Genomic DNA, 19,519 nt, shown 5'->3' with positions numbered 1-19,519 from the left:
GGCTGAATAGCCGCCCCGCGTATCTAGAGTAAAGGCGCCACCGCCGGGTCTTTCCTTGGCCAGGCATCCAGCACCGCCTTGAACAAGGTGGCCAGGGGTATTGCAAAGAAAATCCCCCAGAACCCCCACAGCCCGCCAAACAGTAGCACCGCGCAGATGATCGCCACTGGGTGCAGGTTCACCGCGCCGGAGAACAGCAACGGCACCAGCACGTTGCCATCCAGGGTCTGGATGATCCCGTAGACCGCCATCAGATAAATGAACTGATCGCTCCAGCCCCACTGGAACAGCGCAATCAGCGCCACCGGCACCGTCACCACCACTGCGCCGACATAAGGCACCACCACCGAAATACCTACCAGTAGCGCCAGCAACGCCGCGTAGTTGAGGCCCAGGGCAACGAAGGCGATATAGGTGACGCCGCCGCAGATGACAATCTCGATGACCTTGCCGCGAATGTAATTGGCAATCTGCCGGTTCATTTCGTGGGCGACCCGGGTAATCAGGGTCCGCTCCCGCGGCAGATAGCCGATGACCCAGCGGCTGATCATTGCCCGGTCCTTGAGGAAGAAAAACACCAGGATCGGCACCAGCACCAGGTAGATCATGATGTTCACCAGCAACGGCAGGCTGGACAGGGAGAAGGTCAACGCCCATTGCCCGAACTTGCCGATCTCGCCCCTGGCCACCTCAATGGCCTGCAGCACCTGTTCATCCGACACCAGGTGCGGGTAACGCTCGGGCAACAGCAGCAACAGCGATTGCCACTTGGCGAGCATCCCGGGTAGCTCGTTGAACAAGGTGACGAACTGGTGCCAGAGCAGCGGCACCACCACCAGGATAAAGACCAGCAACAAGCCCATGAACAAGGCAAACACCAGCCCCACCGCCGCCCCGCCGGGCAGGCGCAGGCGCTCCAGGCTCACCACCAGCCCCTGCATCAGGTACGCCAGGACCATGCCCGCCAACACCGGCGCCAGCATGCCGCCCAGGGTCAGTACCGCAGTAAAGGCCAGGAACAGCAGGACAGCGAGCACCACCGCCTCTTCATCCGAGAAGTAGCGCTGTATCCAGTCGCGTAGCACTTTGAACATCAATGATCCTTAGATGAAATCGGTGAGCGGCCGTCAGGCCTTTTTCAGCCAGTAACGATAGACCCCGGCATCGTCCTCTTCGCGCAGCAGGGTATGACCGGCCAGGCGGGCAAAGGTGCGAAAGTCGCGCTGGGACCCGGCATCGGTGGCAATGACCTTGAGCACCGCGCCACTGGCCAGGCGATTGAGTTCCATCTTGGCCTTGAGCAGCGGCAGCGGACAATTGAGCCCGCTGGCATCCAGCTCGGCATCATGGGCGACAACATCAGTCATTGAACTGACTCCGATCGTGAATTCAGGCGCCTAGAATACCCTGCAAGGCAAAGCCTTCGGCAATAAACACGCCCGCCCCCAAACAACAGCACCACTCTGGCAAAGGGCTCATGGGATAGACGCTGGAATTTGCCAGAAAGCACCCGGGGTCCGCAGAGTTTTCAGCGCCTTTGTCTGGTCCCCGGACCAGCGGCCAGCTAAAGTAGAGCCTTTGTCGATTAAGGCTTTGTGCATGAATTTACTGCGCCCTACCCTGCTGACGCTCGCTTGCCTGCTCGCCTCACCGGGCTTCGCCGACGACCTGCCGTCACTCGGTGATGCCAGTTCAGCCATCGTCTCGCCGCAACAGGAATACCAGTTGGGCCGCGCCTGGCTGGCATTGCTGCGCAGCCAGGTTTCTCAGCTCAACGACCCGCAACTCAAGGACTACGTCGAAACCAGCGTCTACAAACTGGTGGAAACCAGCCAGGTCAATGACCGTCGCCTGGAGTTCATCCTGATCAACAGCCCGCAGCTCAACGCCTTTGCCGCTCCCGGCGGGATTGTCGGAGTCAACGGCGGGCTGTTTCTCAACGCCCAGACCGAAGGCGAATATGCCTCGGTACTGGCTCACGAACTGGCGCACCTTTCCCAGCGGCACTTCGCCCGCGGCGTCGAGGCCCAGCAACGCATGCAGGTGCCGATGATGGCCGCACTGCTGGCCGGGATCGTGATCGCCGCCGCCGGTGCCGGGGATGCCGGGATCGCTACCATCGCCGGCACCCAGGCTGCGGCGATCCAGGAACAGCGACGCTTCTCCCGACAGAACGAGCAGGAAGCCGACCGTATCGGCATCCTCAATCTGGAGAAGGCCGGCTACGATCCGCGCTCGATGCCCACCATGTTCGAGCGCCTGATGCGCCAGTACCGCTTCGATGCCAAGCCGCCGGAATTCCTCCTGACCCACCCGGTCACCGAATCGCGGATCGCCGACACCCGCAACCGCGCCGAACAGGCCAAGCAAGGCGGCACCGAAGACAGCCTGCGCTATCAACTGATTCGCGCCCGGGTGCAACTCAACTATGAAGAGTCCCCGGGCCTGGCCGCCAAGCGCTTTCGTGCCCAGCTCGACGAAAACCCGAAGAACGACATCGCGCGCTACGGCCTGGCCATCGCCCAGATCAAGGGCAGCCAATGGAACGAGGCTCGGGAAAACCTCAAGCCACTGCTGGCCAAGTCGCCCAATGACATCACCTACAACCTGGCCCAGATCGAGCTGGACATGGCCAACAGCCGCCTGCCGGATGCGCAAAGTCGGGTCGAGCGAATGCTTAACCTTTACCCCGGAAACTATCCGCTGAACCAGGTCCGGGTAGACCTTCTACTCAAGCAGAACCGCCCGGCGGATGCAGAAAAAGCCCTGGAAAGCCTGCTGAAAAGTCGCCCGGATGACCCGGACGTCTGGTACTTGGTTGCAGAAACCCGCGGCCTGTCCGGCAACATCATCGGCCTGCACCAGGCCCGGGCCGAGTACTTCGCCCTGGTCGGTGACTATCGCCAGGCCATCCAGCAGTTGGACTTTGCCAAGCGCCGGGCCGGCAGCAACTTCCCCCTGTCGTCAAGGATCGATGCGCGTCAGCGCGAGATGATGGATCAGGAACAGATGGTCAAGGACATGATGCGCTGACCTTGAGCGGGACCATAAAAAAGCCCGCCTCATACGAGGCGGGCTTTTTATTGGGCACTCCTTAAGGCTGGCGGGTTATTCGGCCAGCTTGAAGGTAATGAAGCTGGCTCGCCCCTGACGCAGAACACGCATGGACACCGAACGATTCTTCGGCAGCGCCTTGGCAATCTCAGTGAACTCCTTGGCTGTGGTGATCGCCTGGTTGTTCAGGTGAGTGATCACATCGCCTGGTTGCAGGCCGATCAGGGCAGCAGGGCCATCCTGAACTTCCTTGATGACAACGCCACCCTTGAGGTCGAAGGCTTTTTTCTGCTCATCGTTGAGTTCGATCACGGCCACGCCGAGACGGTTGCTGCTGCGCTCGACTCCGGACTTGGGCAGCATGCTCAGGTCCTTGTCTTCCTCAGGGATAGCACCGACGGTCAGCTCGACGTTCTTGCGCTTGCCTTCGCGGATCACTTCCAGATTGGCCTTGGCCCCGGCCTTCAGCGCGCCCACCAAGTGCGGCAGGTCCGCCGACATGACGATGGGCTGGCCATTGAGGCTGAGAATCACATCGCCCACTTGCAAGCCACCCTTGGCTGCCGGGCCGCCATCCTGAACTTGCGCCACCAGTGCACCGGCGGGTTTTTCCAGGCCAAAGGACTCAGCCAGGTCTTTATTGACCTCCTGGATCACCACGCCCAACCAACCACGACTGACCTTGCCACCGGTTTTCAGCTGATTGGAAACGTCCATCGCCACGTCGATCGGGATGGCGAAGGACACGCCCATGAAACCGCCGGAACGGGTGTAGATCTGCGAGTTGATCCCCACCACTTCACCGGCCAGGTTGAACAGCGGGCCACCGGAGTTGCCCGGGTTGATCGGCACGTCGGTCTGGATGAACGGCACATAGTTTTCGTTCGGCAGGCTGCGACCGATGGCGCTGACGATGCCCTGGGTCACGGTGTGGTCAAAGCCGAACGGCGAACCGATGGCCACGACCCATTGACCGGCCTTGAGATCCTGGGATTTACCCAGTTTCAGCACGGGCAGGTCCTTGCCATCGATCTTCAGCAGCGCCACGTCGGAGCGCGGGTCGGTACCGATCAGCTTGGCTTTCAATTCGCTGCGGTCGGCCAGGCGCACGAGGATCTCGTCCGCATCGGCGATCACGTGGTTGTTGGTGAGGATGTAGCCATCCGGGGAGATGATGAAGCCCGACCCCAGGGATTGCGCTTCACGCTGGCGGTCGCCGCGCGGAGAGCGCTGCTGAGGCATGCCGCGCTCGAAGAACTCCCGCAGCATTGGCGGCAAGCCTTCCAGATCGGGCATCTGCGCTGAGTTGGAAACCCGCCGATCAGGCAGCTTCTGCGTGGTACTGATGTTCACCACCGCAGGCGAGGCCTGCTCGACCAGTTGGGTGAAATCAGGCAACTCGGCTGCCTGGGCAGACACGGCCTGCCCCAGCACCAGTACGGTGGCAAGAATAGTGAAGTAGGACTTCAAGCGTGGTATCGACATACGGCTCCCGTTACGACGAGCGTGGTTAAGCGATATGGAGCAGCAAATGCCGAAACGACAGGGGTGGCAATTTCGCTCCAGGAACGACAAATAAGGTCAGAACCGAGGGGGTTCTGACCTATAAAAAAACTTGGTGGATTTTGCAAATGAAATTGCTCACCAAACATTTCATCTTCTCAATTGTGGATAAGCCATGATCGACCTCTTACACAACCAATAAAGGTTCATTGCTGGGTGGTGGCATCGAAACGCATGGACAGGGCGATACGTTCGGCGGTGCCGATGGGAATTTCCCCGACCACCGTGACCATCATTTCGCCTTCTGGGGTGGTCAGTCGTCGCGACACGGCGACAGTCGGCCCCAACTGCGAACGAGTGTCGGTGACCGCCTCGCCATTTAGCGGCTCGAGGAACACGGAAAAACGCGCAAAACCATCGTCATACAGCAGGCTGTTGACCACGGACTTGGTTTGCGGATCCTTGCGGGCGCTGCTACTGGTCAACTCGAACCCCGGAGGCAACCAGTCGGAGTGCCAGACCCGGGTATTCTTGATCGCGGAGGCCTTGTCGCTGTCCAGAAGCACTGGTTTACATTCCGGGCCTGCACGCAGTTCGTTGTCATCCGGGACATCTGCAGTGTCCAGGCGAGTGAACTGAAAGCGCTCAAGCAGTTGCCCCTTTTCATTCAACAACAGGGACTTGAGCGGCAAGCCGGTTTCCTGATCCAAGTGCAATTCGAAGCCGTAACGGTGCTGGTCTCGCGGCGTGACCGCAATGATCACTGCCTCGCGCCCGGCCACGCGCGACTTGCCGATAACGGCAAGCTCATACCAATTCTTGAGTTTTTGCGGATCCAGGGCACGCGCCGCAGAGTCCGGTGCATCCCCCAACCCTGCCACCAGCGTACCGCTGACGCACTGGGTACGACCATCGACGCGCACAACCTCTTGAGCGGAACCGTCGAGCTGGATCAACCGCTCACGGACCTTCCCATCCTGGACACGATGCCAGATGTTATGAGTAGAAAAACTACCATTACGCTCGTAAACGAAGGTGCCCTGAAAGCTTTGCTGCTGTTCGGCTTGCCCAAGACGCTGCAACCAGTCCTGGGCTTCGTCGGCGTGGGCTGGAACCACAAACCAGCCACTGAGCAGAAGCGAGATTAGAGGTATGGCGCGCATGATCCTCCTTAGCGGTTTTCCAGGCTCGCCGCACGGGCATAAGGCAACGCGCTTTCAGTGCCTTTGAGTGCAGCTTGCTGGGCATGCTGACGCAGGTAGCTTGGCAGACGCTGGTCGTGCCAGCCGGGCTGCCCTTGCAATACGCCATTGGCCATGGGGCCGGTGGCTTCCGAGCTTTCATTGTAGCCGGCCAATACGGCAGGGCCTTTGACTTGTGGAGCAGCCAGGGTTGGCTGACCCGCTTGCTGAGCGAGCTCAACACCAGCGATCTCGTCGTGGTTATACAGACGTACGCCAGCAAGTACCGCTACGGTCACGGACGCAGCAACTGCCAGACGACCCAGGCTGCGCCAAGGCCCACGAGACGCTTTGGCCGGTACAGCTTCATCGGCCAGGGCTGCAGAAACGGCAGCGGCAATGTCCAGACGTGGAAGCAGCAACTCCTTGTGCATGGCTGCCCGGGCGATTTGATAACGAGCCCAGGTTTCACGGGTTTCCACTTCGTCGACGGCATTCAATACCCGACGCAATTCCAGTTCGTCCGCTTCGTTATCCATCACCGCGGACAGCGATTCCTGCAGGGCTTCACGACTCATGGCGGTTCCTCTCTTGGCTGTCGCCGCTGTCTCAGGTTTCCTGCAACAACGGCTGCAGGGCTTTATCGATGGCTTCCCGAGCGCGGAAAATCCGGGAGCGCACGGTACCCACCGGACACTGCATGACGCTGGCAATGTCCTCGTAACTCAGACCATCGAATTCACGCAAAGTTAAGGCTGTACGCAAATCTTCAGGTAGTTGCTGAATGGTTCGATGGACGGTGCCTTCGATCTCATCCCGCAGCAATGCGCGTTCCGGCGATTCGAGATCCTTCAGGCCATGATCGCCGTCATAGAACTCCGCATCCTCGGAACTGACATCGCTATCCGGCGGCCGACGGCCGCGTGAAACCAGATAGTTTTTCGCCGTGTTGATGGCGATACGGTACAGCCACGTATAAAACGCACTGTCCCCCCGAAAATTACCTAGTGCACGGTAAGCCTTGATAAAGGCTTCTTGTGCGACATCCTGGGCTTCATGGGTGTCGTGCACGAAACGCACGATCAACCCGAGAATTTTGTGCTGGTACTTCAGCACGAGCAGATCGAACGCTCGCTTGTCGCCACGCTGAACGCGCTCGACCAGCTGCTGATCCTCTTCCTGGGTTAGCATGAACACTCCTCGGTAAGCTCGGAGGAGGCTTGCATCACTAATCGATCAGGCTTGCAAACATAGACTCGGGCTTTTCGCAAAAGTTCTCCCCCTCCAAGCAAGTTTCCTGCGGGCTCTGATCCGGCACGCACGAAAAACGCAGCGCGGGCGAGGCCGGCTGCGCGAATAATCCTGTCGTCGATTTCTGTCACAAGGAACAGACTGCAAACCCTGGCCAGAACCGACGCTGTCCCTTCTTTCAGGCAACCTTCTATTGAGTTTGGGGCCTTGGCAAAAGTTCCCAATCTTTATAGCTGTGCCAAACGAAGATTGTGTAACGGTGAAGAGAAAAACCGCCCTACTTCTTCGATCAGCCCGCGCGGAAGCTGGAACGCCGCGAGTAGAGGCTGGTCGAGAGCAACGCTTTTGCTCAGCGAGGTCGCACAACGCCATGAAGGCGCGACTATTGTGCCGATCCACCCCTCTATATACTAGTGGGCTGTGTGGCTGCCTTGACTCGCCGATTCAGGCGTCTTGCGCCAACCCCGTATTGGGTCGCTTTGAGCGGAATCCTTTAAATGAGCCAACAGTTTCAACACGATGTTCTGGTGATTGGCAGCGGCGCCGCCGGCTTGAGCCTGGCCCTTACCCTGCCCAGCCACCTGCGTATTGCCGTCCTGAGCAAGGGCGACCTGGCCAACGGCTCGACCTACTGGGCCCAGGGCGGTGTAGCAGCCGTGCTGGACGATACCGACACCGTCGAGTCCCACGTCGATGACACCCTCAATGCCGGCGGCGGCTTGTGCCATGAAGATGCGGTGCGTTTTACCGTCGAGCACAGCCGCGAAGCCATCCAATGGCTGATCGACCAAGGCGTCCCCTTCACCCGCGACGAAGACGCCGGCAGCGATGAAAGCGGCTTCGAGTTCCACCTGACCCGCGAAGGCGGCCATAGCCACCGGCGGATCATCCATGCCGCAGACGCCACCGGCGCGGCGATCTTCAAGACCTTACTGGCCCAGGCCCGACAACACCCCAACATCGAGCTGCTGGAGCAAAGGGTCGCCGTCGACCTGATCACCGAAAAGCGCCTGGGCCTGGAAGGCGATCGCTGCCTGGGGGCCTATGTGCTCAATCGCAGCACCGGCGAAGTCGACACCTTCGGCGCACGCTTCGTGATTCTCGCCTCCGGCGGTGCGGCCAAGGTCTACCTCTATACCAGCAACCCCGACAGCGCCTGTGGTGACGGCATCGCCATGGCCTGGCGCTCGGGCTGCCGGGTAGCCAACTTGGAATTCAACCAGTTCCACCCCACCTGCCTGTATCACCCGCTGGCCAAGAGTTTCCTGATCACCGAAGCCCTGCGCGGCGAAGGCGCCCACCTCAAGCTGCCCAATGGCGAACGCTTCATGCCGCGCTTCGATCCTCGGGCCGAACTGGCTCCGCGAGATATCGTCGCCCGGGCCATCGACCACGAAATGAAGCGCCTGGGGATTGACTGCGTCTACCTGGACATCAGCCACAAGCCGGCCGAGTTCATCAAAAGCCATTTCCCGACGGTGTATGAACGCTGCCTGGAGTTTTCCATCGACATCACCCGGCAGCCGATCCCGGTGGTGCCAGCGGCCCACTATACCTGTGGCGGGGTAATGGTCGACCAGCAGGGCCGCACCGACGTGCCAGGCCTGTACGCCATCGGCGAAACCAGCTTCACCGGGCTGCACGGGGCCAACCGCATGGCCAGCAACTCGTTGCTGGAGTGCTTCGTCTATGCCCGCTCGGCAGCCGCCGACATCCTTGAGCAACTGCCCCAGGTCTCGATTCCCGCCGCCCTGCCCGCCTGGGACGCCAGCCAAGTCACCGACTCCGACGAAGACGTGATCATTGCGCACAACTGGGATGAACTGCGGCGATTCATGTGGGACTACGTGGGTATCGTGCGCACCAACAAGCGCCTGCAACGGGCTCAGCATCGGGTGCGCCTGCTGCTGGATGAGATCGACGAGTTCTACAGCAACTACAAGGTCAGTCGCGACCTGATCGAGTTGCGCAACCTGGCCCAGGTCGCCGAGCTGATGATCCTCTCGGCCATGGAACGCAAGGAAAGCCGCGGCCTGCACTACACACTCGACTACCCGCTGCAGTTGCCCGAGGCCCGGGACACTATTCTGCAGCCGCCCACCTACGCCGGCCGAACTTGAGTCGCACCCGCAGGCGCCGATGCACGTCGGCCGCCTGCGCATCCCGCGGGACACACAGAGCACGCACCCACGGTTCGCCGTGCACACGAAAACGCAGCACCACGATCAGCGGCAACGCCAGGCTGTCAGGGCGCAACTGCACCGCCTGCCAGCCCTTGGCCGTGCTCCACAACTGCCAGCCCTGTGCCGAATGCCGCAAGCCCGTGAACGCCCTGGGATGAGTCAGGAGAATCTGTCGAGGCAGCACCCAACCGGCATGCAACAGGCACAGCAACAGCCCCAGGAACTTGGCGACAGGTGCGCACTGCAAAAGAAAAATGGCCGCCACGGCGAGTGCCTGGGCCATCAGGTAGGCCGCCAGCAGTTGCCTTGAAGCACGCCAGCGGCACTCGAACACGCTACTTGGGTTGGACACGGTCCAGAATCATGCGAACCATGCGCTGCAGCTCAGGGTCCTCGGACTCGCTGCGCTCCATGAACCAGCCGAACATGTCCTGATCCTCGCACTCCAGCAGCTTGCGATAGCACTCGCGATCAGTCTCATCGAGATGCGGGTACACCTCCCTGACGAACGGCACCAGCAACACGTCCAGCTCAAGCATGCCGCGACGGCTGTGCCAGTAGAGGCGATTCAGTTCAACATCTTCAACCATGGAGCGCTCCTCAAATAGAGCGCAAGTATACAGCCCGGGGAACACGAGAACAGTCGGCTTTGGTCGGTCACCGGCTATCCTTTGTGAACTATCCATTTCAGGGGCGCCCCCTTATGATGTGCCCCAGACTTTTTACCCTGCGATGAACCATGGCTGACTCCGCTTTTTTCTGCCCCCTGTCCCACGAAGGCGTCCTCGCCGTCCGCGGCCCTGATGCCAGCAAATTCCTTCAGGGTCAGTTGACCTGCAACCTCAATTACCTCAGCGACAGCCAATCCAGCCTCGGCGCGCGCTGCAACCAGAAAGGTCGCATGCAGTCGAGTTTCCGCATCCTTGTGCAAGGTGACGGTTGCCTGCTGGCCATGGCCAGTGAACTGCTCGAGCCGCAACTGGCCGACCTGAAGAAGTACGCCGTGTTCTCCAAGGCCAAGCTCAGCGACGAAAGCGCCAACTGGGTGCGTTTCGGCCTTGCAGGCGGCGACGCCACCCTCAGCGGCCTGGGCCTCGAACTGCCCCAGGAAGACGGCGCCGTGGTCCGGTCCGACGACCTGATAGCCATACGCGTGTCCAGCGACCGCGCCGAACTCTGGGCCCCGGCCGAACAGGCCGAGCACCTGGCCCGGCAATTGGCCGCGCAACTGCCCGAGGGCGAGCTCAACCAGTGGCTGCTGGGCCAGATCCGCGCCGGCCTCGGCCAGGTCATGGCACAGACCCGCGAGCTGTTCATTCCACAGATGCTCAACCTGCAAGCCGTGGGTGGCGTCAGCTTCAAGAAGGGCTGCTACACCGGCCAGGAAATCGTCGCCCGCATGCAGTACCTGGGCAAGCTCAAGCGCCGCCTGTACCGCCTTGCCTTGCCCACAGGCGAGCTTCCCGTCCCGGGCACCCCGCTGTTCTCCCCGACCCACGGCAGCGCCATCGGTGAAGTGGTGCTGGCCGCCCGGGCAACCGATCAGGTGGAACTGCTGGCCGTATTGCAGGCCGAGGCGGTGGAAGACGGCAACCTGCACCTGGGGGCACTTGAAGGGCCCAGCCTGCACTTGCTGGATCTGCCTTATCAGCTGGACCGCGATCGCGAAATCCAGCGTTGATCGCTCCTCCTTTCCTGCAACACCCTAGAGAACTGAAATGACTGAGCTGGCGCAAAAGGTCCAACGGGATTTGGTGGAGGCCATCGACAACGATGACCTGGTCCTGCCAACCCTACCGGAGGTGGCCATGCAGATTCGCCAGGCCGCCGAAGACCCGGAAATCAGCGTCAGCACCCTGAGTAAAGTGATAAGCCGCGACACCGCGTTGTCGGCACGGCTAATCAAGGTGGTCAACAGTCCCCTGCTGCGGGCAACCCAGGAAGTCACCGACCTGCACACCGCGATCACCCGCCTGGGAGTCAACTACAGCAGCAACCTGGCCATCGGCCTGGTGATGGAGCAGATCTTCAACGCCCGCTCCGAAGTGGTAGCGCAAAAGATGCACGACGTCTGGCGTCGTAGCCTGGAAGTGGCCGGTGTCAGCTATGCCCTGTGTCGCAGCTACACCCAGCTCAAGCCCGACCAGGCGGCCCTGGGCGGCCTGGTGCACCAGATCGGCGTACTGCCGATCCTGACCTACGCCGAAGACCATTACGAACTGCTGTCCGATCCGGTCAGCCTCAACCACGTGATCGAGCGTATCCACCCCTTGCTGGGAGACAAGCTGCTGCAAGTCTGGGAGTTCCCCGAGCAACTGGTGGCAATCCCCGGGCAGTACCTGCACTTCGACCGCCAGGGCGCCGGGATCGACTACGTCGATCTGGTGCAGGTGGCGACCCTGTACTGCCACAAGGACACTGATCACCCCCTCTCGCGGATCGACGCCTTCAGCGTGCCGGCCTTCAAGAGGCTGGGGATCGACCCGGAAAACCAGGCCATGTGCAACGATCTGCAAGCATCCCGCTCGATGCTCTACTGATGCTCATCCGGCGATAAAACTCACCCGCACCTTCAACCCCGAAGGCTCGCCGTCATGCAGGCTGATCTGGGCCAGATGGGCGCGACAGATCTCCCCCACGATCGCCAAGCCCAATCCCGAACCGGCCACCTGCTGATTGCGCCGATAGAAACGCTCGAAGACCCGGTCCCGATCCTCCAGGGGAATCCCCGGCCCATCGTCCTCCACCTCCAGCACCCCAGGGGCAAAGACCCGCAGCACCACATTGCCGCCCGGCGGCGTGTGGGCCAGGGCGTTGTCCAGCAGGTTGCTCAGCAACTCGTTGAGCAAGGTCGGCTCGCCCTTTAACCACACCGGCTCGTCGGCCTCCAGCGCCAGGGCCACACCCCGGGCATGGGCCAGGGGCGCCATGGCCATGCCCAGTTCCCGAGCCAGCTGGCTCAGATCGAGCAACTGCGCACCGCCTTCGGCAATCGCCCGGGCGCCATTTTCCACCCGCGCCAGGGACAGCAGCTGATTGGCCAGATGAGTCAGGCGATCAGTGCCCTGGGCCGCGCCTTCCAGGGTCGAACGCCAGGTCTGCGGTTCGTCCGAGCGCAAGCCCAGTTCCAGGCGGGCCTTGAGCGCGGCCAAGGGCGTGCGCAACTCATGGGCGGCCTCGGCGATGAACTGCGCCTGGCGCTCGAACTGCCCGCGCAGACGTTCGGTGAAATGATTCAAGGCCCGCACCAAGGGCCACAACTCGCGCTGCACCGACACCAGCGGCAGTGGCCGCAAGTCATCGGGCTGGCGCTCTTCCACTGCACCGCGCAAACGCTCCAGCGGCCGCAACGCGGCACTCACCGCAAACCACACCAGCAGCAACGCACCGATGGCCAGCATGCCCAGGCGCAGCAAGGTATCGGCCATCAGGCTGCGGGCCATGGCGACCCGCGCCTCGTCGGTCTCGGCCACGCGGATTTCCGCCATGCCGTTCATGTTCGGCTCGCTGACTGCCTTGAGCAGGCTCACCACCCGCACGTTCTGTCCCAGGTAAGTGGCGTCATAGAAGCGCGCCAGGGCAGGGTAGTCATCGGTACGCGGAGTGCCCGGCGGCGGACCGGGGAGGTTTTCGTAGCCGGAAATCAGTTGCTGGTGAATGTCGTTGACCTGGTAGTAGATGCGCCCGGCACTGTCGTAGGCGAAGGTGTCCAGGGCCACATAGGGCACATTGGCGCTCAGGCTGCCATCGCGCTGGGACAGGCCGGCGGCAATGGTCCGTGCCGAGGCCAGCAGGGTCCGGTCGTAGGCGGTGTCGGCGGCCTCGCGGCCGTTCCAGTAGGCACTCAAGCCGCTGGCCAGCATCAGCACCACCAGCAGCAGCGCCAGGTTCCACAGCAACCGCCAGCGCAGGCTGCTGGGCTTATGCATCGCGGCTTTCCAGCAGGTAACCGAGGCCACGGAAAGTGACGATGGCGACCGTGTGGCCATCGAGCTTCTTGCGCAGGCGATGCACATAGATCTCGATGGCATCGGGGCTGGCCTCCTCATCCAGGCCGAACACCTGGGATGCCAGTTGCTCCTTGCTCATCACCCGGCCAGGACGGGCAATCAACGCCTCCAGCACCGCCTGTTCGCGAGACGTCAGGGTCAGCAGTTCCTCGCCCAGGGTGAAGCGCCGGGTGTCCAGGTCATAGGCCAGCACCCCGCAGCGCTGCTGACGCTCGCCGCCCAGCACGCTGCGGCGCAACAGGGCCTTGACCCGGGCTTCCAGCTCGGTCAACTCGAACGGCTTGGCCAGGTAATCGTCGGCGCCCAGGTTCAGGCCATGGACCCGGTCCTTGACGTCGCTGCGGGCGGTGAGCATCAGCACCGGCAGGTTCTTGCCCCGGGCCCGCAAGCGCGCGAGCACCTCGAAACCGTCCATGCGCGGCAGGCCGACATCGAGGATCGCCACGGCGTACTCCTCGCTGCCCAGGGCCAGGTCGGCGGCCACGCCATCGTGTAGCACATCCACGGTCAGGCCGGTGCTCTTGAGCGCCTGGGCGACACTTTCGGCCAGTTGCAGATGGTCTTCGACGAGCAGGACTCGCATGGATGATTACCTCGTTTCAGGGGGATCGACGCCGCTCTTTGGCGCGGAGTGTACCGCCGCATCCGCCGCTGTGAAGCCCGAAAACCGGGAAAATGCACTGAAAGGTTAGCGAAAGGTTGGCCCTTTAGAGTCCCGCTACGGACAGTCTCGACTGCCCTGGTCTAAACGACCGCTGACCCGCAAAACGCCTCGAAGCGTTTTCGTCGACAATAAGAACAATAACGGAGTACCCCTGGATGCCGTCCACGCGCCCTCACGCCGTCACACCTGTTTTTTTTCCCCGTCTGACCCCGACCGCCCTGGCCAGCGCCGCGGCCCTCGCCGGTGTCGCGCCCTTGAGCCAGGCCGCCTTTTTCGAAGACAGCAGCGCCACCTTCGAAACCCGCAACATGTACTTCAACCGCGACTTTCGCGACGGCACCAGCGCCCAGCAGTCCAAGCGCGACGAATGGGCCCAGGGGTTCATGCTCAACCTGCAGTCGGGCTACACCGAAGGCACCGTGGGCTTCGGCCTGGACGCCCTGGGCATGCTCGGGGTCAAGCTCGACTCCAGCCCCGACCGCACCGGCACCGGCCTGCTGCCGACCCACGATGACGGACGCGCCGCCGACCAGTACTCCAAGCTCGGCCTGACCGGCAAAGTGAAGATCTCCGCCAGCGAACTGAAAATCGGCAGCCTGATCCCGGAACTGCCGATCCTCAAGCCCAACGACGGGCGCATCCTGCCGCAGACCTTCGAAGGCGGCTTGCTGACCTCCAAGGAGATCAAGAACCTGACCTTCACCGGCGGCCGCCTGGACAAGGCCAAGGACCGCGACGACAGCAACTACGAAGACATCCGCCTCAACAACAAGAACAGCCGCTTCGCCGGCACCGTGGCCGGCAAGCACTTCAACTTCGGCGGCCTGGACTACAAGTTCACCGACAAGATCACCGGCAGCTACCACTTCGCCCAACTGGACGACGTCTACAACCAGCACTTCCTCGGCCTGCTGGCGTCCCGCCCCCTGGGGCCTGGTACCTTTGCCAGCGACCTGCGCCTGGCCATCAGCGATGACCAGGGCCAGGCCCGAGGCGGCAAGATCGACAACCGCTCCCTCAACGGCCTGTTGAGCTACGCCCTGAGCGGCCACAAACTCAGCGCCGGCTACCAGCACATGTCCGGCGACAGCGCCTTTCCCTATGTCGATGGCAGCGACCCGTACCTGGTGAACTTCGTACAGATCAACGATTTTGCCGGTGCCGAGGAACGCTCCTGGCAGGCCCGCTACGACTACGACTTCGCCAAGCTCGGGGTGCCCGGCCTGAGCTTCATGACCCGCTACATCAGCGGCGACAACATCGCCCTGAAAAACGGCGACACCGGCAAGGAGTGGGAGCGCAACACCGAGATCAAGTACGTGGTGCAAAGCGGCACCTTCAAGAACGTCGCCGTGCGCCTGCGCAACGCCACCTACCGCTCCAACTATTCGGCTCGCGACGCGGATGAAGTACGCCTGTTGGTGAGTTACGCCGTAGCCCTGTGGTAAGCCCGCGAGCAAGCCTCGCTGTTTCACCGTTGCGTAGGAGCTGGCTTGCCAGCGAACAGGCCCGCAAGCCCTGCACAGGGCTCAAGGCTCTTTCGCCGGCAAGCCGGCTCCTACGGAAAAAAGGGTCGTGGATGACCCGGACAGACCGATAACAACAACTCCTGTGGAGACAATCATGGACTTTTCATTGCGCAACCTCGCCCTCACCGCCGGCTGCATGCTGTTCGCCGGCCAGTTGCTGGCCGCGTCCGCCGAACCCAAGCGCCCGGAATGCATCGCCCCGGCCTCCCCCGGCGGCGGCTTCGACCTGACCTGCAAGCTGGCACAAAGCGCGCTGGTCAACGAGAAGATCCTGACCAAGCCGATGCGCGTGACCTACATGCCCGGCGGCGTCGGTGCCGTGGCCTACAACGCGGTGGTGGCCCAGCGCCCGGCCGACGCCGGAACCCTGGTGGCCTGGTCCAGCGGCTCGCTGCTGAACCTGGCCCAGGGCAAGTTCGGCCGCTTCGATGAAAGCGCAGTGCGCTGGCTGGCGGCAGTGGGCACCAGCTACGGCGCCATCGCCGTGAAAAGTGATTCGCCCTACAAGACTCTGGACGATCTGGTCCAGGCCCTGAAGAAAGATCCAAGCAAGGTGGTGATAGGTTCCGGCGGCACCGTGGGCAGCCAGGACTGGATGCAGACCGCGCTGATCGCCAAGGCCGCCGGGATCAACCCCCGGGACCTGCGCTACGTGGCCCTGGAAGGCGGCGGTGAAATCGCCACCGCCCTGCTGGGTGGGCACATTCAGGTCGGCAGCACCGACATTTCCGACTCCATGCCGCATATCCAGGCCGGCGACATGCGCCTCTTGGCGGTGTTCTCCGAACAGCGTCTGGACGAACCGGAAATGAAAGGCATCCCCACCGCCAAGGAACAGGGATACGACATCGTCTGGCCGGTGGTACGCGGCTTCTACCTCGGGCCGAAGGTCAGCGACGAGGAGTACGCCTGGTGGAAGAACGCCTTCGACAAGCTGCTGGCCTCCGAAGAGTTCGCCAAGTTGCGTGATCAGCGCGAGCTGTTCCCCTTCGCCCTGACCGGCCCCGAGCTGGACACCTACGTGAAAAAGCAGGTGGCCGACTACAAGACCCTGGCCAAAGAGTTCGGCCTGATCCAGTGACCGTCCCTTGCTGACGGCCCGGCCCTCGCGCATCGGGGGCCGCGCCCGGGAGTTAACCATGCTCGTTCAACGTCTCTTCGCCGCGGTGTTGCTGCTGGCCTGTGCCGCTCTGGCACTGATGGCCTGGCCGTATCAGGCGGCCTTTTCCTACGAACCCGTGGGCCCGCGGGCCTTCCCTCTGCTGATGCTCGGCCTGATGGGCCTGGCCCTGCTGTACATGCTGTTTCGCCCGGCGCCGATCAAGCACAGCGAAGACGAACCACCCCTGGACCGGGCAACCCTGAACAAGATCACGATCTGCGTGGCCTTGCTGCTGGTGTTCGCCGGCACCTTCGAACCCCTGGGGTTCATCGTCGCCAGCATCCTCATCGGCGTCCCGATGGCCCGGCTCTATGGCGGTCGCTGGCTGCCCAGCCTGGTGATCATCAGCCTGCTCAGCATCGGCCTCTACTGGCTGTTCGACCGGGTCATGGACGTGCCTCTGCCCCTCGGCCTGCTCGACGTTCTGGAGAATTGATATGGATACCCTCAGTTACCTGGGCCAGGGCTTCGGCGTTGCACTGACCCCCTACAACCTGGTCACCGCCCTGTCCGGCACCCTGATCGGCACCGTGGTCGGGCTGCTGCCGGGCCTGGGCCCGATCAACGGCGTGGCGCTGCTGATCCCCATCGCCTTCGCCCTGGGCCTGCCGCCGGAGTCGGCGCTGATCCTGCTGGCGGCGGTGTACCTGGGCTGCGAATACGGCGGCCGCATCAGCTCGATCCTGCTGAACATTCCCGGTGAAGCCTCCACCGTGATGACCACCCTCGACGGCTACCCCATGGCCCGCAAGGGCCTGGCGGGCGTGGCCCTGTCGCTGTCGGCCTGGAGCTCGTTCATCGGTGCCTTCATCGCCACCTGCGGCATGGTGCTGTTCGCCCCGCTGCTGGCCAAGTGGGCAATCGCCTTCGGCCCGGCGGAGTACTTCGTGCTGATGGTGTTCGCCATCGTCTGCCTGGGCGGCATGGCCGGCGACCGGCCGTTGAAGACCTTCATCGCCGCGCTGATCGGGCTGTTTCTGTCGGCGGTGGGCATCGACGCCAACAGCGGCGTGTACCGTTTCACCGGGGACAACATCCACCTCACCGACGGCATCCAGTTCGTGGTGCTGGTGCTGGGCCTGTTCTCCATCAGCGAGATCCTGTTGCTGCTGGAGAAGACCCATCGCGGCCAGGAAGCGGTGAAGGCCACCGGGCGCATGATGTTCAACCTCAAGGAAGCGGCTTCGGTGTTCGTGGTGAACATCCGCTGTGGCCTGCTGGGCTTCATCATGGGCGTGCTGCCCGGCGCCGGTGCGACCCTGGCCAGCGCCGTGGCCTACATGACCGAGAAGCGCATCGCCGGTGCCAGCGGCACTTTCGGCGAGGGCGACAAGCGCGGCCTGGCCGCCCCGGAAACCGCCATCGGCGCCTCGGCCTGCGGCGCTCTGGTGCCGATGCTGACCCTCGGCGTACCCGGCTCCGGCACCACCGCGGTGATGATCGGCGCGCTGTCGCTGTACAACATCACCCCGGGTCCGCTGCTGTTCCAGCAGCAGCCGGATATTGTCTGGGGCCTGATCGCTTCGCTGTTCATCGCCAACATCATGCTGGTGATCCTCAATATCCCGATGATCCGCATCTTCACCCGCATCCTCGCGGTGCCCAACTGGGCCCTGGTGCCGGTGATTGCGATCATCACCGGGATCGGCGTCTACGCAGTGCATGCCACCACCTTCGACCTGTTCTTGATGGTCGGCATCGGCATCTTCGGCTACATCCTGCGCAAGCTGGACTTCCCGCTGTCGCCGGTACTGCTGGGCTTCATCCTCGGCGGGCTGATGGAACAGAACCTACGCCGGGCGCTGTCGATCTCCAACGGCGCCATGGAAATCCTCTGGTCGAGCCCGATCACCGTCGGGGTCTGGGTGCTGACCCTGATCATGCTGCTGATGCCGTTGCTGCGTATCTGGCGCAAGCGCGCGGCCCAGCAACGTGCCGTGGCCGATGTCTGAAGCCCGCTTCAGGCAATGGTGGGGCACGCCCCTGGTGGGCCTGGCTGGCGGTTACCTCGCCAGCCAGATCGGCTGGCCGCTGCCGTGGATGGTCGGCTCGTTGCTGGCGATCATCCTGGTGCGCTGCCTGACGCCCTGGCAATTGGCGGAGATCCCCGGCGGGCGCAAAGGCGGGCAATGGGTGGTGGGCATCGGCATTGGCCTGCACTTCACCCCGCAGGTGATGGAGCAGGTACTGAGCCACTTCGGCCTGATCTTCTTCGGAGCCCTGGTCACCAGCCTGTCCAGCGTGGTCGGGGTCTGGTTGCTGCGACGCACCGGGGAAGACCGGGCCACGGCGTTCTTCTCCAGCATGCCCGGCGGCTCCGGGGAGATGGTCAATCTCGGCGCCCGTAACGGTGCGGAGCTCAGTCGGGTAGCGGCCGGGCAGAGCCTGCGGGTGCTGACGGTGGTGCTCTGCGTACCGGCGGCGTTCAAGTACCTGTTGGGGGAAGGCACCCCGTCCCAGCACGCCAGCAGCGTGGACTGGCAGTGGCTGGCCCTGCTGTTCCCGGCCGGAGCGCTGCTGGCCTGGCTCTGGCAACGCCTGCACCAGCCCAATCCCTGGCTGTTCGGGCCCTTGTTGCTCAGCGCGACGGCGAGCATCGCCTGGGACCTGCACATCGGCCTGCCTGACGGCGCCAGCCAGTTGGGCCAGTGGCTGATCGGCAGTGGTTTGGGCTGTCACTTCAACCGGGAGTTCTTTCGTCGGGCGCCCTCGTTCATGGGCCGTACCCTGATCGCCACCGCCCTGACCATGCTGATGGCCGGCCTCGCGGCCCTGGGCCTGAGCGTGCTGACCCGCCTCGATCTGCGTTCGCTGACCCTGGGCATGATGCCCGGCGGTATTGCGGAAATGAGCCTGACGGCGGAGGTGCTGCAACTGTCGGTGCCACTGGTGACGGCGATGCAGGTGATGAGGTTGTTGTTCGTGCTGTTTCTTGCCGAGCCCCTGTTCCGCCATTGGAACCGGGACTGAAAGTCTTGTTCA

19 protein-coding genes are annotated in these 19,519 nt (G+C 62.7%); 9 read left to right on the top strand and 10 right to left on the bottom strand.

Annotated elements, in window-relative coordinates:
• Positions 1 to 23 precede the first annotated feature (23 nt).
• Positions 24 to 1,094, bottom strand: a complete 1,071-nt coding sequence (locus BLV47_RS30995; protein WP_092320346.1) for an AI-2E family transporter — start codon at positions 1,092 to 1,094, stop codon at positions 24 to 26.
• A 33-nt stretch (positions 1,095 to 1,127) separates the two neighbouring features.
• Positions 1,128 to 1,367, bottom strand: coding sequence for a sulfurtransferase TusA family protein (locus BLV47_RS30990; protein WP_092320345.1), 240 nt, complete (start codon positions 1,365 to 1,367; stop codon positions 1,128 to 1,130).
• Positions 1,368 to 1,599: 232 nt separating this feature from the next.
• Here BLV47_RS30990 and BLV47_RS30985 point away from each other — a divergent pair, with 232 nt between their 5' ends.
• Positions 1,600 to 3,033: a M48 family metalloprotease gene (locus BLV47_RS30985; protein ID WP_092320344.1), complete on the top strand. Its 1,434-nt coding sequence runs from the start codon at positions 1,600 to 1,602 to the stop codon at positions 3,031 to 3,033.
• A gap of 75 nt (positions 3,034 to 3,108) precedes the next feature.
• On the opposite strand, the gene BLV47_RS30980 is transcribed toward BLV47_RS30985, so the two are convergent.
• The 4 genes from BLV47_RS30980 to rpoE form a co-directional block, all read right to left on the bottom strand.
• On the bottom strand, positions 3,109 to 4,539 hold the full coding sequence (locus tag BLV47_RS30980) for a DegQ family serine endoprotease (RefSeq protein WP_092320343.1): 1,431 nt from the start codon (positions 4,537 to 4,539) through the stop codon (positions 3,109 to 3,111).
• Positions 4,540 to 4,763: 224 nt separating this feature from the next.
• The gene (locus tag BLV47_RS30975) at positions 4,764 to 5,720 is read right to left on the bottom strand and encodes a MucB/RseB C-terminal domain-containing protein (RefSeq protein ID WP_092320342.1); all 957 of its coding nucleotides are present in this window, start codon (positions 5,718 to 5,720) and stop codon (positions 4,764 to 4,766) included.
• An 8-nt stretch (positions 5,721 to 5,728) separates the two neighbouring features.
• The gene (locus BLV47_RS30970) at positions 5,729 to 6,316 is read right to left on the bottom strand and encodes a sigma-E factor negative regulatory protein (protein ID WP_016963902.1); all 588 of its coding nucleotides are present in this window, start codon (positions 6,314 to 6,316) and stop codon (positions 5,729 to 5,731) included.
• 31 nt (positions 6,317 to 6,347) lie between these two features.
• On the bottom strand, positions 6,348 to 6,929 hold the full coding sequence (rpoE, locus tag BLV47_RS30965) for an RNA polymerase sigma factor RpoE/AlgU (protein WP_007930230.1): 582 nt from the start codon (positions 6,927 to 6,929) through the stop codon (positions 6,348 to 6,350).
• 557 nt (positions 6,930 to 7,486) lie between these two features.
• Between rpoE and nadB the strand changes: the two genes are divergently transcribed.
• Positions 7,487 to 9,109: an L-aspartate oxidase gene (gene nadB / locus BLV47_RS30960; RefSeq protein WP_092320341.1), complete on the top strand. Its 1,623-nt coding sequence runs from the start codon at positions 7,487 to 7,489 to the stop codon at positions 9,107 to 9,109.
• Here the strand turns inward: nadB and BLV47_RS30955 are convergent.
• Together BLV47_RS30955 and BLV47_RS30950 are read right to left on the bottom strand one after the other, a co-directional pair.
• Complete coding sequence (locus BLV47_RS30955; RefSeq protein ID WP_092320340.1) at positions 9,072 to 9,524, bottom strand: protein YgfX; 453 nt, start codon at positions 9,522 to 9,524, stop codon at positions 9,072 to 9,074. The genes nadB and BLV47_RS30955 overlap by 38 nt on opposite strands.
• Positions 9,508 to 9,762 (bottom strand): FAD assembly factor SdhE, encoded by a 255-nt coding sequence (locus BLV47_RS30950; protein WP_016963899.1) that lies wholly within the window; start codon positions 9,760 to 9,762, stop codon positions 9,508 to 9,510. The genes BLV47_RS30955 and BLV47_RS30950 overlap by 17 nt, the downstream gene beginning before the upstream one ends.
• Positions 9,763 to 9,911: 149 nt before the next feature.
• On the opposite strand from BLV47_RS30950, the gene ygfZ reads away from it, so the two are divergent.
• Together ygfZ and BLV47_RS30940 are read left to right on the top strand one after the other, a co-directional pair.
• Positions 9,912 to 10,853 (top strand): CAF17-like 4Fe-4S cluster assembly/insertion protein YgfZ, encoded by a 942-nt coding sequence (gene ygfZ, locus BLV47_RS30945; protein WP_092320339.1) that lies wholly within the window; start codon positions 9,912 to 9,914, stop codon positions 10,851 to 10,853.
• 37 nt (positions 10,854 to 10,890) lie between these two features.
• The gene (locus BLV47_RS30940) at positions 10,891 to 11,712 is read left to right on the top strand and encodes an HDOD domain-containing protein (protein ID WP_092320338.1); all 822 of its coding nucleotides are present in this window, start codon (positions 10,891 to 10,893) and stop codon (positions 11,710 to 11,712) included.
• A 3-nt stretch (positions 11,713 to 11,715) separates the two neighbouring features.
• Here the strand turns inward: BLV47_RS30940 and BLV47_RS30935 are convergent, their stop codons facing one another.
• Complete coding sequence (locus BLV47_RS30935; protein WP_092320337.1) at positions 11,716 to 13,101, bottom strand: sensor histidine kinase; 1,386 nt, start codon at positions 13,099 to 13,101, stop codon at positions 11,716 to 11,718.
• A complete protein-coding gene (locus BLV47_RS30930; RefSeq protein WP_092320336.1) occupies positions 13,094 to 13,765 on the bottom strand; it encodes a response regulator in 672 nt (223 codons plus the stop codon). Before BLV47_RS30930 ends, BLV47_RS30935 begins: the two co-directional genes overlap by 8 nt.
• Before the next feature lie 236 nt (positions 13,766 to 14,001).
• On the opposite strand from BLV47_RS30930, the gene BLV47_RS30925 reads away from it, so the two are divergent.
• The 5 genes from BLV47_RS30925 (at position 14,002) to BLV47_RS30905 (ending at position 19,507) form a co-directional block, all read left to right on the top strand.
• Positions 14,002 to 15,294: an OprD family porin gene (locus BLV47_RS30925; protein ID WP_092320335.1), complete on the top strand. Its 1,293-nt coding sequence runs from the start codon at positions 14,002 to 14,004 to the stop codon at positions 15,292 to 15,294.
• 175 nt (positions 15,295 to 15,469) lie between these two features.
• Entirely contained in the window at positions 15,470 to 16,456 is a 987-nt protein-coding gene (locus BLV47_RS30920; RefSeq protein ID WP_092320334.1) for a Bug family tripartite tricarboxylate transporter substrate binding protein, read from the top strand.
• A gap of 58 nt (positions 16,457 to 16,514) precedes the next feature.
• Positions 16,515 to 16,973 carry a tripartite tricarboxylate transporter TctB family protein gene (locus tag BLV47_RS30915; protein ID WP_092320333.1) on the top strand — a complete coding sequence of 153 codons (459 nt, stop codon included), beginning with the start codon at positions 16,515 to 16,517 and terminating at the stop codon, positions 16,971 to 16,973.
• Position 16,974: 1 nt separating this feature from the next.
• Complete coding sequence (locus BLV47_RS30910) at positions 16,975 to 18,489, top strand: tripartite tricarboxylate transporter permease (protein ID WP_092320332.1); 1,515 nt, start codon at positions 16,975 to 16,977, stop codon at positions 18,487 to 18,489.
• Positions 18,482 to 19,507, top strand: a complete 1,026-nt coding sequence (locus tag BLV47_RS30905) for an AbrB family transcriptional regulator (protein ID WP_092320331.1) — start codon at positions 18,482 to 18,484, stop codon at positions 19,505 to 19,507. Before BLV47_RS30910 ends, BLV47_RS30905 begins: the two co-directional genes overlap by 8 nt.
• The last annotated feature ends 12 nt before the right edge of the window (positions 19,508 to 19,519 follow it).

Origin of the sequence: Pseudomonas saponiphila (genome assembly GCF_900105185.1) — a bacterium.
Lineage (GTDB): Bacteria > Pseudomonadota > Gammaproteobacteria > Pseudomonadales > Pseudomonadaceae > Aquipseudomonas > Aquipseudomonas saponiphila.
Note: the sequence above shows the minus strand (reverse complement) of the source record. Positions and strands in the feature narration are given on the sequence as shown.